The 13,841-nt window shown below is 69.1% G+C and carries 13 protein-coding genes; 9 read left to right on the top strand and 4 right to left on the bottom strand.

Features of this window, described 5'->3' with window-relative positions; genetic code table 11:
* Positions 1–58: 58 nt before the first annotated feature.
* Together ACN675_RS24065 and ACN675_RS24060 are read right to left on the bottom strand one after the other, a co-directional pair.
* A complete protein-coding gene (locus ACN675_RS24065; protein WP_420753227.1) occupies positions 59–754 on the bottom strand; it encodes a 3-oxoacid CoA-transferase subunit B in 696 nt (231 codons plus the stop codon).
* Positions 751–1,518, bottom strand: coding sequence for a CoA transferase subunit A (locus tag ACN675_RS24060; RefSeq protein ID WP_197252737.1), 768 nt, complete (start codon positions 1,516–1,518; stop codon positions 751–753). Before ACN675_RS24060 ends, ACN675_RS24065 begins: the two co-directional genes overlap by 4 nt.
* Positions 1,519–1,723: 205 nt before the next feature.
* Here ACN675_RS24060 and ACN675_RS24055 point away from each other — a divergent pair, with 205 nt between their 5' ends.
* The 7 genes from ACN675_RS24055 (at position 1,724) to ACN675_RS24025 (ending at position 9,540) form a co-directional block, all read left to right on the top strand.
* Positions 1,724–2,497, top strand: a complete 774-nt coding sequence (locus tag ACN675_RS24055; RefSeq protein WP_420753226.1) for an IclR family transcriptional regulator — start codon at positions 1,724–1,726, stop codon at positions 2,495–2,497.
* Between the two features lie 116 nt (positions 2,498–2,613).
* Positions 2,614–3,894: a DUF6986 family protein gene (locus ACN675_RS24050; RefSeq protein WP_420753225.1), complete on the top strand. Its 1,281-nt coding sequence runs from the start codon at positions 2,614–2,616 to the stop codon at positions 3,892–3,894.
* Entirely contained in the window at positions 3,891–5,258 is a 1,368-nt protein-coding gene (gene allB, locus ACN675_RS24045) for an allantoinase AllB (RefSeq protein WP_420753224.1), read from the top strand. Before ACN675_RS24050 ends, allB begins: the two co-directional genes overlap by 4 nt.
* The gene (gene alc, locus ACN675_RS24040; protein ID WP_420753223.1) at positions 5,255–6,223 is read left to right on the top strand and encodes an allantoicase; all 969 of its coding nucleotides are present in this window, start codon (positions 5,255–5,257) and stop codon (positions 6,221–6,223) included. The genes allB and alc overlap by 4 nt, the downstream gene beginning before the upstream one ends.
* 113 nt (positions 6,224–6,336) lie before the next feature.
* The gene (locus ACN675_RS24035) at positions 6,337–7,746 is read left to right on the top strand and encodes a uracil-xanthine permease family protein (RefSeq protein WP_420753222.1); all 1,410 of its coding nucleotides are present in this window, start codon (positions 6,337–6,339) and stop codon (positions 7,744–7,746) included.
* On the top strand, positions 7,733–8,791 hold the full coding sequence (locus ACN675_RS24030; RefSeq protein WP_420753221.1) for an isopenicillin N synthase family dioxygenase: 1,059 nt from the start codon (positions 7,733–7,735) through the stop codon (positions 8,789–8,791). The genes ACN675_RS24035 and ACN675_RS24030 overlap by 14 nt, the downstream gene beginning before the upstream one ends.
* Positions 8,788–9,540, top strand: coding sequence for an alpha/beta fold hydrolase (locus ACN675_RS24025; RefSeq protein WP_420753220.1), 753 nt, complete (start codon positions 8,788–8,790; stop codon positions 9,538–9,540). Before ACN675_RS24030 ends, ACN675_RS24025 begins: the two co-directional genes overlap by 4 nt.
* 75 nt (positions 9,541–9,615) lie before the next feature.
* On the opposite strand, the gene ahpF is transcribed toward ACN675_RS24025, so the two are convergent.
* Entirely contained in the window at positions 9,616–11,211 is a 1,596-nt protein-coding gene (gene ahpF, locus ACN675_RS24020) for an alkyl hydroperoxide reductase subunit F (RefSeq protein ID WP_420753219.1), read from the bottom strand.
* 145 nt (positions 11,212–11,356) lie between these two features.
* Positions 11,357–11,920 (bottom strand): alkyl hydroperoxide reductase subunit C, encoded by a 564-nt coding sequence (gene ahpC / locus ACN675_RS24015; RefSeq protein ID WP_420753228.1) that lies wholly within the window; start codon positions 11,918–11,920, stop codon positions 11,357–11,359.
* A gap of 254 nt (positions 11,921–12,174) precedes the next feature.
* Between ahpC and ACN675_RS24010 the strand changes: the two genes are divergently transcribed.
* Both ACN675_RS24010 and ACN675_RS24005 read left to right on the top strand, forming a co-directional pair.
* Positions 12,175–13,068, top strand: a complete 894-nt coding sequence (locus tag ACN675_RS24010) for an AAA family ATPase (protein ID WP_420753218.1) — start codon at positions 12,175–12,177, stop codon at positions 13,066–13,068.
* A 7-nt stretch (positions 13,069–13,075) separates the two neighbouring features.
* Positions 13,076–13,841, top strand: a 766-nt coding sequence (locus ACN675_RS24005; protein ID WP_420753217.1) for a vWA domain-containing protein, incomplete at its 3' end; no start/stop codon positions are given.

The raw sequence follows: 13,841 nt of genomic DNA, 5'->3' as shown, positions 1-13,841 counted from the left end.
CGAGGTGGACATGGCTGGACTCCGATTATGTTGTAGGGAAATAACTTTCGAAACCCGATCAGGCGGCTTCGCCAACTGCGATCTCGAGCGGAGCGCCCGTGGCGGCGACCACGTCGTCGACGGTGACGCCGGGGGCGAGTTCACGCAGCACCAGCTTGCCGCCGTCGGCGACGTCGATGACCGCCAGGTCGGTGATGATGCGGTTGACGACAGCCTGTCCGGTGAGTGGCAGGGTGCAGGTCTCGACGACCTTCGGATTGCCGTCGCGATCGGTGTGCTCCATGACCACGATGACCCGGCTCGCGCCGTGCACCAGGTCCATGGCGCCGCCCATGCCCTTGACCATCTTGCCGGGGACCATCCAGTTCGCGAGGTCGCCGTTGCGGGAAACCTGCATGCCGCCGAGCACCGCGGTGTCGATGTGCCCGCCGCGGATCATCCCGAACGACAGTGCCGAATCGAAGAACGCGGCGCCCGGGTTGACGGTGACGGTCTCCTTGCCCGCGTTGATCAGATCGGGGTCGATCTTGTCCTCGGTCGGGTACGGACCGGTGCCGAGGATGCCGTTCTCGGAGTGCAGCGTGACGTGCACATCGGAGGGCAGGAAGCCGGGGATGAGGGTGGGCAGGCCGATGCCGAGGTTGACGTACTCGCCGTCGACCATCTCGGCGGCGGCGCGGGCCGCCATCTCGTTGCGGGTCCAGCCCTTCTTCTCGGTGGCCTTGTCTGCGGTCGTCGCGTTGACTGCGGTCACTGTGCCGCTCCTTCCGATACCGTCACGGTGCGCTTCTCGATGCGCTTCTTCTGGGGGCCGGTGTGGACGATCCGCTTGACGAAGATGCCGGGCAGGTGCACCTGCGCGGGGTCGATCTCGCCGGGCTCGACGAGTTCCTCGACCTGGGCGATCGTGATCTTCCCGGCCATCGCGGCCAGCGGATTGAAGTTCATCGCGGTCTTGTCGAAGATCAGGTTGCCCGCGGTGTCGCCCTTGACGGCGTGCACGAGCGCGAAGTCCGCGTGGATCCCGAGTTCCATCACGTACCGCTTGCCGCCGAAGACGCGGATCTCCTTGGGCGGAGACGCGACCGCGACCGAGCCGTCGGATGCGTAGCGCCAGGGCAGGCCGCCGTCCGAGACGGGCGTGCCGACACCGGCCGGGGTGAAGAAGGCGGGGATGCCGGCACCGCCGGCGCGCAGCCGCTCGGCGAGGGTGCCCTGCGGGGTCAGCTCGACCTCGAGCTCACCGGCGAGGTACTGCCGTGCGAACTCCTTGTTCTCACCCACGTACGAGGCGACGACGCGGCGGACGCGGTGTTCGTTCAGCAGCAGACCGAGGCCGTGGTCGTCGACGCCGCAGTTGTTGGAGAACACCTCGAGATCGCCGACACCGGAGTCGACGAGCGCCTGGATCAAGACGTCGGGGATGCCGCACAGACCGAATCCGCCGACGGCGAGCGACGCGCCGTCGGTTACGTCCGCGACGGCCGCCGCGGCCGTGTCGAACACTTTCGTTGCCATTGCATGACCTCTCTCGGAAAACCTCGGCCGCGTGGTGCCGGCCCTTCGGATGCGTTCACTGGGTGGACGAGCTCGCATCGGTCGTTACCCACTACAGAGGGCAAAGACCCGCATTTCAAGGGGTGTCCGTCAACTGTACAGAGATTGCTCGCTCCCCGGAACGCGTCTCGCGGCCGCGTTCACTCAATGAACGTATGCTGTCCGAGTGGAGACCGACCAGAGGCCGCAGGTGATCGGCAGGGTGAGCGCCCTGCTGCGGGCGGTCGCCGGGTTCGAGCCGCACGGGTCCTCGACGACCGAACTGGCCCGGGTGACCGGGCTGGCCCGGCCCACCGCGCATCGGCTGTTGACGTCGCTGGCCGAGGAAGGCCTCGTCGACCGCGACCCCAAGTCCGGGCGGTGGTCGCTGGGGCCGGAACTGTATCTGCTGGGCTCGCTCGCGGCCGAGCGTTACGACATCACCGATCTCGCCGGTGAGATCCTGCGCGGCCTGGCGCGGGAGACCGGCGAAACCGCGCACCTGTCGGCACGCCGCGGCGACGGCACCGTGTGCCTGGCGAGCGAGGAGGGCAGTTTCCCGCTGCGGTCGCACGTGCTGTACGCGGGCAGGCGACTGCCGCTGGGCGTCGCCTCCGCGGGGCTGGTGATCCTCTCGCACCTGCCGGACCACGACATCGACGAATACCTGTCCCGGACCGACCTGACCGCGGAGTGGGGACCGGCCCACAGCCGCGCCGCCGTCGAGGAACGCATCGAGCAGACCCGGCTGGCCGGATACGCGACCAATCCGGCCCTGCTCGTCGAGGGAAGCTGGGGGATGGGTGCGGCGGTGTTCGATCACCGGAATTCACCGGCATGGGCACTGAGCGTGACCGGTGTGGAGAGCCGGTTCCGGGAGGACCGGCGCCCGGAACTCGGGGAGCTGCTGCTCCGCGAGGCGCACCGCCTCACCCAGTTGCTGCGCGGCCATCGCCGCTGAGCCACCGCCGACGACGTAACACGGCCGTTACGCTAGGTAATCAGTCGATTGACAAGTCGCCGTTACCGTCTGCTGTCGAAATGGTTACATCGACGGTGGATCGCACTGGAGGCTGCATGGCGGACGGGCTCGAACGGTTGTACACAGCACTCGACGAGATGCTGCGTCCCGTCGACGACGCGTACGCCGCGGCCTACCCGGGCCCGTCCGCCGGCCGGCAGCCGGTGCACACCGTCTACGTGCCCGCCGACCGGTACGACGCGGACACCGTGCGGTCGTGGGGCGGGCAGGCCCGGCAGGTGCTGTCCGAGAACATCACCGACGCCGGTGATCTCGCCGCGGTCACCGGGATGGAACCGGGACTCGCCGACGAGGTCCTGCCGCTCGTGCAGGCCAAACTCGCGGCGGAGCCGATCGAGGATCTGCGCATCGATTTCGAGGACGGGTTCCCCCAGGCCGGGGTTCCCGTCGCCGACCGGGACGCCGACGAGGACGCACACGTCGCACGAGCCGCAGCGGCACTGCGAGCGAACACCGCGGCCACACCGTTCAGCGGTATCCGGTTCAAGTGCCTCGAGGCACCGACCCGTCGCCGCGGGATACGGACGCTGGACGCGTTCGTGGGTGCGATCGCCGAGAACGGTGCACTTCCGGAAGGATTCGTCGTCACCTTGCCGAAGGTGACGTCCCACCAACAGGTTTCGGCGATGGTGAGGGCGTGCGAGTACCTGGAGTCCGCCTACTCGCTCAAGGAACCACTGCGTTTCGAGATCCAGATCGAGACGCCCCAGGCGATCTGCGGACCCGACGGCAGCGCACAGGTCGCGGCGATGATCCACGCCGCCGCCGGCCGATGCTCGGGTCTGCACTACGGCACCTACGACTACTCGGCGGCGTGCGGGATCGCCGCCGAGTACCAGGCGATGGACCATCCGGTCGCCGACCATGCCAAGGCCACGATGCAGGTCGCGGCCGCCGGCACCGGGGTGTTCCTGTCGGACGGCTCCACCAACCGCATCCCGGTCGGCACCGCCGACGAGATCCGCAGTGCCTGGGCGCTGCACGCCCGGCTCGTCGACCGTTCGCTGCGCCGCGGCTACTACCAGGGCTGGGACCTGCACCCGGCGCAGCTGCCGACCCGGTACGCCGCGACCTTCGCGTTCTACCGCCGCTCGTTCCCGACCGCCGCGGCACGCATCGCCGCGTACCTCGGGCGTGCCGAATCCGGCTACCTCGACGAACCCGCCACCGCACGAGCGCTGGCGTCGTTCGTGTACCGCGGCCTGAGCTGCGGCGCTCTGTCCGCCGCCGAGGTGCGCGAACACACCGGCGCCGGCCCGGAGGACCTGCAACGCCTGGCGGGCCTCCGGACAGGGAAGGGACACACCACCCGATGACCACCGTGATCCGGGCCCGTCGCGCGGTCGTCGGTGACCGCGAACGCCCCTGCGCAGTGACGCTGCAGGGCGGCCGCATCGTCGCCGTCGGCGACTACGACGCCCCGCTCCCCGCCGGGGCCGACGAGGTCGTCCTCGCCGACGACGAAGCGCTCCTGCCCGGCCTGGTCGACACGCACGTGCACATCAACGATCCCGGCCGCACCGAATGGGAAGGTTTCGCCAGCGCCACGCGCGCCGCGGCGGCCGGCGGGGTCACCACCGTGATCGACATGCCGCTGAATTCGATTCCGTCGACGATCGACGTCGCTGCGCTGGACGTCAAGCGTGCGACCGCCACCGGGCAGACCACCGTGGACGTCGGATTCTGGGGCGGCGCGGTCCCCGGCAACCTCGCCGAGCTGAAGCCCCTGTGGGACGCGGGCGTGCACGGGTTCAAGTGCTTCCTCGCATACTCGGGTCTCGACGAGTACCCGCCGCTGAACCGCGAGCAGATGGTCGCGGCGATGCGCGAGATCGCCTCGTTCGACGGGCTGCTCATCGTCCACGCCGAGGACGGCCCGACACTCGACGCGCAACCCCCGGCCGCGGGCCGCCGGTACGCGGACTTCCTGCATTCGCGACCGCCCGTCGCCGAGTCCCGGGCGATCGCGCAGGTCATCGAGGGCGCCCGCGAAACCGGTTGCCGGGTGCACATTCTGCACCTGTCCGACGCCGGAAGCCTGCCGCTGCTGGCCGAGGCGAAAGCCGCCGGGGTCCGCATCACCGCCGAGACCTGCCCCCACTACCTGTCGCTGTTCAGCGAGGAGATCCTCGACGGGTCAACACATTTCAAGTGCTGCCCGCCGATCCGCGAGGCCGGGAACCGGGAAGCACTGTGGCGTGGGCTGGCGGACGGCACGATCGACTGCGTCGTGTCCGACCATTCGCCGTGCACGCCGGAACTGAAGAAGTTCACCAGCGGTGATTTCGGGGAGGCCTGGGGCGGCATCTCGTCGCTGCAACTGGGCTTGCCGATCGTGTGGTCGGAGGCGCGGCGCCGCGGGCACACCCTCGTCGACGTGGCCCGCTGGATGGGCCGCAACACACGGGACCTCGTGGGCCTGGACGACCGCGGCGAGATCGCCGTCGGCAATTCCGCCGACCTGTGCGTGTTCGCCCCCGACGACGCGTTCGTGGTGTTCCCCGAGCGTCTGCACCACCGCAATGCCGTCACGCCGTACGCGGAACGCGCTCTGGCCGGGGTGGTCCGGCAGACGTGGCTGTCCGGCGTCCCGCTCACCGTCACCCTCGACCCGGATCGGGATCCCGCCCCGCGTGGACGCCTGCTCACCCGTGTCCCAGCCTCGGAAGGAACCCCATGAGCTCCCCTGATTTCCTGCAACTTCCCGATCTCGCGTCACGTGCGCTGGCCGGATCGGTGATGTACGCGAACGACGAATTGTTCGCGCAGCGGGAGAATCTCATCAGCCCGCAACCCGCGGCTCACGACGTGAGCGACTTCGGGCACAAGGGCAAGGTGTACGACGGGTGGGAGACGCGACGCCGGCGCGAACCCGGGCACGACTACGCGATCGTCCGACTCGGGGTGCCCGGGGTTGTGCGCGGCGTCGTGATCGACACCGCGTGGTTCACCGGCAACTATCCGCCGTTCGCGTCGATCGACGGACTCTGCGTCGAGGGATATCCGACCGCGGCGCAATTGCAGGAAGCCGAGTGGGCGCCGATCCTCGACAAGGTCGCGCTGCTCGGTGACACCGCGAACAGTTTCCCGGTGGAGAGCGAGAAGCGCTGGACCCACGTACGGCTCAACATCTTTCCCGACGGTGGTGTGGCCCGGCTGCGGATCCACGGGGAACCGCGGCCCGATCCGGCGTTCCTGACCGGCACCATCGATCTCGCCGCGCTCGAGAACGGTGGGGATGTCGTGGACTGCTCGAACCGCTTCTACTCGTCGCCGCGCAACATCCTCGGTCTCGGCCGCGCCGGGCACATGGGTGAGGGCTGGGAGAACGCCCGCCGCCGCGACGACGGGAACGACCACGTCGTCGTGCGGTTGGCCGGCGAGGGGATGATCGAACACGTCGAGATCGACACGTCGTACTTCGTCGGCAACGCACCCGGCTGGGCACGATTGAGCGGAATATCCGACGAGGAAACGCTTTCCGACGAGGCCACGTGGGTGACGCTGGTACCGCGCGTCGAGTTGCTGCCGGACTGCCGGCACCGGTTCCGGGTCGACGCGGACCGTCCGTTGCGGTACGTACGGCTGGACGTGTACCCGGACGGCGGCATCGCGCGGCTGCGGGTGCACGGCACGCTCGTCTGATCTTCTCGCCGTCGAGACATCGATTACCCGGATGAAACATTCGGTCGCGCGGCGGTAACCGGGCGGGGATAGAACTTGCAGGGACACGGATTCCCGCACGGTTGGAGTTGCGCATGGCCACTGCACATCCCGTCGACACCCGGTTACCGTTCGCCCGGCAACTCGCGTTCGGCATCCAGCACGTGCTGATCATGTACACCGGGTGCATCACCGTGCCCCTGGTGTTCGGCGCCGCGGTCGGCCTCGATCGCGACACCATCGCCATGCTCATCAGCGCCGACCTGCTGATCGCCGGCGTGATCACGATCATCCAGAGCCTCGGTGTCGGCAAACTTGCCGGTGTGCGGCTTCCGATCGTGTGCGGTGCGACCTTTGCCGGCCTGACGCCGATGATCCTCATCGCCGAGGAGTACGGGCTGCAGGCCGTGTACGGTTCGATGCTCGTCGGCGGCATCGTCGGCATGGCCCTGGCCTATCCGTTCGCCAAGGTCATCCGGTTCTTCCCGCCGCTCGTCACCGGCGCGGTCCTCACCGTCGTCGGCATCTCGCTGATCGGCGTCGCAGGTGGCCTGATCATCGGCAGCGACCCCACCTCTCCCACCCACGCCTCACCGTCGCACATCGCGCTCGCCGTCGCCGTCATGGCCGTCGCGATCGGCTTCATCTGCCTCGGCCGCGGAATCTGGTCGCAACTCGGTGTGCTGATCGCGCTCGTCGTCGGGACGATCATCGCGCTGCCCATGGGCCTGATCGATCTCGGCGGCGTCGCCGGAAGCGCCTGGGTGGGTATCCCCACGCCCTTCCACTTCGGCGCCCCCGAGTTCCCGATCACCGCGGTGGTCGCCATGAGCATCGTCATCGCGGTCGTGTTCGCCGAATCCACCGCGAGCATGCTGGCGGTCAGCGAGATCACCGGCAAGCCGGTCGGCAAGGGCGACATCGCACGTGGCCTCGCCGGCGACGGCCTGTCCGCCGTCCTCGGGGGCATCTTCAACGCGTTCGTCGACACCGTCTTCACCCAGAACGTCGGCGCGGTCGCCACCACCCGCGTGTACAGCCGCTACGTCACCGCGACCAGCGGCGTGATCCTCGTGCTGCTCGGCGCCCTCCCCAAGGTCGGGGCGGTCGTGGCGGGCCTGCCGAAACCGGTGGTCGGCGGTGTCGGCCTGATCTTGTTCGCCACCGTCGCGGTCGTCGGCATCAACACCCTGCGCCGGGTGGACCTGTCCGATCGCATCAACACCACGATCGCCGCGGTCGCCGTCGGGGTCGGCCTCGTACCGGAACTCGCCGAAGGGATGTTCGAGAAGTTCCCGTCCTCCGCGCAGATCCTGCTCGGTAGCGGCATCACCCTCGCCGCCCTCACCGCGTTCGGACTCAACCTGCTGTTCAACCACACTCGGCTCGGGAGCATGGCCCGCGCGGCCGTCGCAGGTCCCGATGCGCCCGAGTCCGGCACGCCGGCCCCCGTCACCTCGGCCGGGACCCCGTCCCCCACTGGAGCCGTGCATGCAACCGCCTGATCCGTTCGAGGTCCCGACCATCGACATCTCCCCCTACGTGACCGCGGGCCCGGACGGCGAACGCGCCCGCGTGGCCCGCCTGATCGACGAAGCCTGCAGCAGTGTGGGTTTCATCCAGATCGTGGGACACGGGATTGCCGATGACGTCGTCGCCGGTCTCACCGAAGCCATGGACGAGTTCTTCGGGCTTCCGCTCGACGACAAGAAGGCCTTCCGGGTGGAGGGCGCGAACCGCGGATACAGCCCGCCGAAGAGCGAATCGCTGTCCCTGAGCCTCGGTGTCGAATCCGCCGGCCGCATGAACGACTTCTTCGAGGCGTACAACATCGGTGTCGAAGCTCGTTCGTTCTCCGGATTGGGGCTGTCCGAATCCGACTACGGCATCAATCTCTGGCCCGACGTCGACGGTTTCGAAGCCCGCGTGCAACGGTACTTCGGGGAGGCGTCCCGCGTCGCGCGCACGCTCACCCGCATCTTCGCCGACGCCCTCGGCCAGGCCCCGGACTTCTTCGACGCCCTCACCGACCACTCCATCGACGTGCTGCGCATGAACAACTACGCGCTGCCGGAAGGTACCGGCACCCTCGACGGCGACCTCACCGGGATGGGCGAGCACACCGACTTCGGCATCGTCACGGTGCTGTGGGCCGACAACGTCGCCGGGCTGCAGGTACTCGGCAACGACGGGGTGTGGCACGACGTCGCACCGCTCGACGGCGCTCTCCTGGTCAACCTCGGCGACCTCACCGGCCGTCTCACCAACGACCGCTGGCGCTCGACCCTGCACCGCGTCAAGCCGCCGATCGTCGACGGCACGATCGCGCGCCGCCGCTCGGCCGCGTTCTTCCACGACGGCAACGTCGACGCGGTGATCGCGACCCTCCCCGGCTTCGTGGACGACGGCGAGGAGCCCTACGAGCCGATCGTCGTCCGCGACCACATCAAGGCGAAGCTGGCCGGCTCCCGGCACGGCAAGCCGAACACCGGCGCGGTGCGCGAGGCCGCGCGCGTGCTGGCCGCCGCGGGAAACACGGTGGTGCCGTGAGTCGTGTCGTCCTGGTGCACGGCGCCTGGGCCGGACCCTGGGTGTGGGACACGGTGCTCGGGCCGCTGCGCGCCGCCGGGCACGTTCCGCACGCGCTGTCGCTGCCCGGCGTCGGTGTCTGGGGCGACGACGACGTCACCCTCGACGACGTCGCGGCCCACGTCGCCGACCACGTGCGGGAATTCGACGAGCCGGTCGTGCTCGTCGGGCATTCCGGTGGCGGCATCGTCGTCACCCAGGTCGCCGAGATGCTGCCCGACAGGGTCGCGGGGATCGCCTACGTCGCGGGCATGATGCTGCCCTCAGGGGTGGACTTCGGAATGCTGTGCGACAGCCTCGGATTGGAAGCTCCCGTGGGAATCTCGGCGTGGTTGCAGCCGACCGCGGACGGTCGCGGCACGGCGGTGCCGCCGGAAGCGGGCGCGGCGGTGTTCTTCCACGAGGCAGCGGTCGCCGATGCGATCGGAGCCGCGCGCCGTCTCGTGCCGCAACTCGAGACGGCCCGGCTCATGGCCCCGATGTGGACACCCGAGCGGCTCGGGACCGTTCCGCGCCTGTATATCGAAGCGACACTGGACCGTTCGGTTCCGCTCGTCGCGCAACGCGAGATGCAGCGGCTGGTGCCGGGCGCACGGGTCGTCACGCTGGACAGCGATCACGCACCGCAGCTGTCGGCACGCGACGAGCTCGCGTCGACGCTCGCCGAGTTCGCCACCCGGGTTGCCGCTGAGGCTGCGGCGGCTCTGTAACGAAATCACTTGCCGGACAGCACAGTGGCCGCCACCCGTGAGGGCAGCGGCCACTGTGCTGTGTGCTGGTTGTCGTCAGACGGTCGCCGCGACGGTCTCCTCGGTCTCGGCCGGGGAGCTCGTCCGGATCAGGTGGTCGAACGCGCTGAGCGCGGCGGTCGCACCCGCGCCGGCGGCGACGACGATCTGCTTGAACGGGACGGTCGTGCAGTCACCGGCGGCGAACACGCCGGGTACCGAGGTGCGGCCGTGGGCGTCGACGACGATCTCGCCGCGCGGGCTGAGATCGACGGTGCCGGAGAGCCAGTCGGTGTTGGGCAGCAGGCCGATCTGCACGAACACGCCGTCCAGGTCGACGGTCTTCGACTCGTCGGTGGTGCGGTCGGTGTAGACCAGGCCGGTGACCTTGGAACCGTCGCCGAGGACCTCGGTGGTCAGCGCGCTGGTGACGATGTCGACGTTGGGCAGGCTGCGGAGCTTGCGCTGCAGCACCTCGTCGGCGCGCAGCACCGAGTCGAACTCGATCAGCGTCACGTGGGCGACGACGCCGGCGAGGTCGATGGCCGCTTCGACACCGGAGTTGCCGCCGCCGATCACCGCGACGCGCTTGCCCTTGAACAGCGGGCCGTCGCAGTGCGGGCAGTAGGTGACCCCCTTGTTGCGGTACTCCTGCTCGCCGGGCACGTTCATCGCCCGCCAGCGGGCGCCGGTCGCGAGAACGACGCTGCGCGAGAGCAGGCGCGCGCCGTTCTCGAGTTCGACCTCGACCAGACCGCCCTCGGTGGCGGCGGGCGTGAGCTTCGCGGCCTTCTGCACGTTCATGATGTCGACGTCGTACTGGCGCACGTGGTTCTCGAGTTCGGCGGCGAACTTCGGGCCCTCGGTGTAGGGGACCGAGGAGAAGTTCTCGATGGCCATGGTGTCGAGCACCTGGCCGCCGAACCGCTCGGCAAGAACGCCGGTGCGGATTCCCTTGCGGGAGGCGTAGATCGCGGCGGTCGCGCCGGCCGGGCCACCACCGACGACGAGGACGTCGAAGGGGTCCTTCTCGGAGATCGCGGCGGCGGTGCGCTCGGCGGATCCGCTGTCGAGCTTGCCGACGATCTGCTCGAGGTTCATGCGTCCGGAGCCGAAGAGTTCACCGTTGAGGAAGACGGTGGGCACGGCCATGACCTGACGGGCGTCGACCTCGTCCTGGAAGAGGGAGCCTTCGATCGCGGTGTGCGTGATGCGCGGGTTGATCACGCACATGGTGTTGAGTGCCTGCACCACGTCGGGGCAGTTCTGGCACGACAGCGAGAAGTAGGTCTCGAAGTGGTAGTCGCCGTCGAGGTCGCGGACCTGCTCGAGCAGTTCCGCGGCTTCCTTCGAGGGGTGGCCGCCGACCTGCAGGAGGGCGAGCACGAGGGAGGTGAACTCGTGGCCGAGCGGGATACCGGCGAACTCGACCTCGATGTCGGTGCCGACCCGGCGGATGAGGAAGGAGGGGCGACGGGTGGCTTCACCGTCGCGCACGTGGGTGACCAGGTCGGACATGCCGGCGATCTGGTCGAGGAGGTCGGCGAGTTCCTTCGACTTCGGCCGGTCGTCGAGCGACGACACGAGCTCGATCGGCTGGGTGACCTTTTCGAGGAGGGCCTTGAGCTGGGCGGCGAGGGAGGCATCGAGCATGAGGATCAACTCCAGGTGTGGAAGAACTGTGGCCGGTAGGGAGTGGGAGTCGGCGAACTTCTCAGCTCGAGCCGAGGAGATCCGGGACGGCGCGTCCGGTGGCGCGGGGCGAGCCCGCGCCACCGGAACGGATTCCGTCGGGGAATCAGATCTTGCCGACGAGCTCCAGCGACGGAGCGAGGGTGGCGTCGCCCTCTTCCCACTTGGCCGGGCAGACCTCGCCCGGGTGGTTGCGGACGTACTGCGCAGCCTTGACCTTGCGGACGAGCTCGGCGGCGTTGCGGCCGATGCCCTCGGCGGTGACCTCGGTGAACTGGACGACGCCGTCCGGGTCGACCAGGAAGGTGCCGCGGTCGGCCAGGCCCTGGTTCTCGCGGAGGACCTCGAAGTCGGAGCTGATCTGCAGCGTCGGGTCGCCGATCATCGCGTACTTGATCTTGCCGATGGTCTCGGACGAGCTGTGCCACGCCTTGTGGGTGAAGTGCGTGTCGGTGGAAACGGAGAAGACCTCGACGCCGAGACCGTGCAGCTCCTCGTAGTGATCCGCCAGGTCACCGAGCTCGGTCGGGCAGACGAACGTGAAGTCGGCGGGGTAGAAGAAGAAGATCGCCCACTTGCCCTTGATGTCCTCGTCGGACACGGTCACGAAGGCACCGTCCTTGAAGGCCTCCGCCTTGAACGGCTTGATCTGCTTGTTGATCAGCGACATGTAGAGCCTCACTCGGTCTCGATGGGGTTGACAGTTATCGACGTTAACGTCCACCTATTGATTGTGCCAATCGATTGTTCTTAGAAGTTCGATAAAGGAAGGCTATCAACAAGGCATCGCCGCAGGTAGGAGCATTGCCCGATTTATCCGATGTGACAGACAACACAAGGGCAGCTCCGCTGCCCGTGTGCCTTTGTGGCGCTGGGGACGCCAGAAAGGCACATCGGCGGCGGAGCCGCACCTAGGCTCGCGACATGCGCGCACCGGCAGAGAAAGTCGCCTCCCCCGAGGACCTCGCACGGCAGCTGGACAGCACCGGCTATCTCGCCGACGAGGGGCTCGCCGTCTCGGCGTACCTCGCGCTGCGGATGGGGCGACCGCTGTTCTGCGAGGGCGAACCCGGCACCGGCAAGACGTCCCTCGCCGTCGCTCTCGCCGAAGCGCTCGACCTGCCCCTGGTCCGGCTGCAGTGCCACGAAGGCATCGACGCCGCGCAGGCCCTCTACGACTGGGACTTCCCGCGCCAGCTCCTGCACCTGCGCACCCTCGAGGCGGCGTCGGCCGGCACCCTCGACCCGGACGCTGCGGAACGCTCGCTCTACACCGAACGGTTCCTGCTCACCCGACCGCTGCTGCGGGCCTTGACCGACTCCCCCTGCGTGCTGCTCGTCGACGAGATCGACCGCGCCGACGACGAGTTCGAGGCGTTCCTGCTGCAGCTGCTCGACGAGAACGCCGTCACGATCCCCGAACTCGGCGAGATCCGCGCGGCCGTGCCCCCTCTCGTGGTGCTCACGTCCAACCGGACCCGCGAAGTCCACGACGCCCTGAAACGGCGCTGCCTGTACCTGTGGGTCGACCACCCGGACCTGGAACGCGAGGTCGCGATCCTGCGCCGGCGCATCCCGGGCATCGACGAGACGCTCGCGCGGCAGGTCACCCGCGCCGTGCACGTCCTGCGCGAGATGGAACTGCTCAAACCGCCGGGCGTCGCCGAAACCCTCGACTGGGCGCGGGCCCTGCTCGAACTCGACCGCACCGTGCTGGACGCGGCGACCGCCTCGGCGACGCTCGGCGCGGTGCTCAAGTACCGGGAGGACCTCGCACGGGTCGCGCGCGCCGGTCTGGACCGGCTCGTGGCCGGGTGACCGGGCCGTGCACACCGCCTCACCCTCCGGCGGAGTCCTCGTCGGGCTCACCGGATTCACCCGCGCGCTCGCCGCAGCGGGCCTGCCCGTCGCACCGGACGCCACCGCCGCGTTCGTCACGGCCGTGACCGAACTCGATCTCGCCGACCCCGGCCACCTGTACTGGGCGGGCCGCGCGACCCTGTGCCGCAACCCCGACGACCTCGCCCGCTACGACCTGGCCTTCGAAAGCTGGTTCGGTGGAACGGTTCCCACCCACCCCGGGGTGACGGCGGAACCGCAACCGAAGCTGTCGCACATCGCCGCCCTCGCCGAGGCGGCGACCTCCGACTCGGACGAGGCCGCACCCGAACTGCAGGTCGCCGCCGACGAGACCGAGGTGCTGCGGCACCGTGACATCGCGGAGCTCACCCCCGCCGAACGGGCTCACCTCGACGAGCTCATCGCCACGTTGCGTCCGCGGCCACCGATGCGCGCGGCACTGCGCGTGCGTCCGTCGCGGCGCGGACCCGTCGATCCGCGCCGCACCCTCCGGGCGATGCTTTCCGCCGGCGGGGAACCGGTGCGGCCGAGCCACCACCGCAAGGCCGCCCGACCGCGTCGCGTCGTCCTGCTCGTCGACGTGTCCGGATCGATGAGCCCGTACGCCGATGCGTTGCTGCGATTCGCGCACGTCGTCACCCGGGCGAACCCGTCCGGCACCGAGGTGTTCTCCGTCGGCACCCGGCTCACGCGGCTCTCGCGCGCGCTGCGGGCACGCGACCCCGAGATCG

The organism is Rhodococcus sp. O3 (assembly GCF_048897285.1).
Taxonomy (GTDB): domain Bacteria; phylum Actinomycetota; class Actinomycetes; order Mycobacteriales; family Mycobacteriaceae; genus Rhodococcus.
Note: the sequence above shows the minus strand (reverse complement) of the source record. Positions and strands in the feature narration are given on the sequence as shown.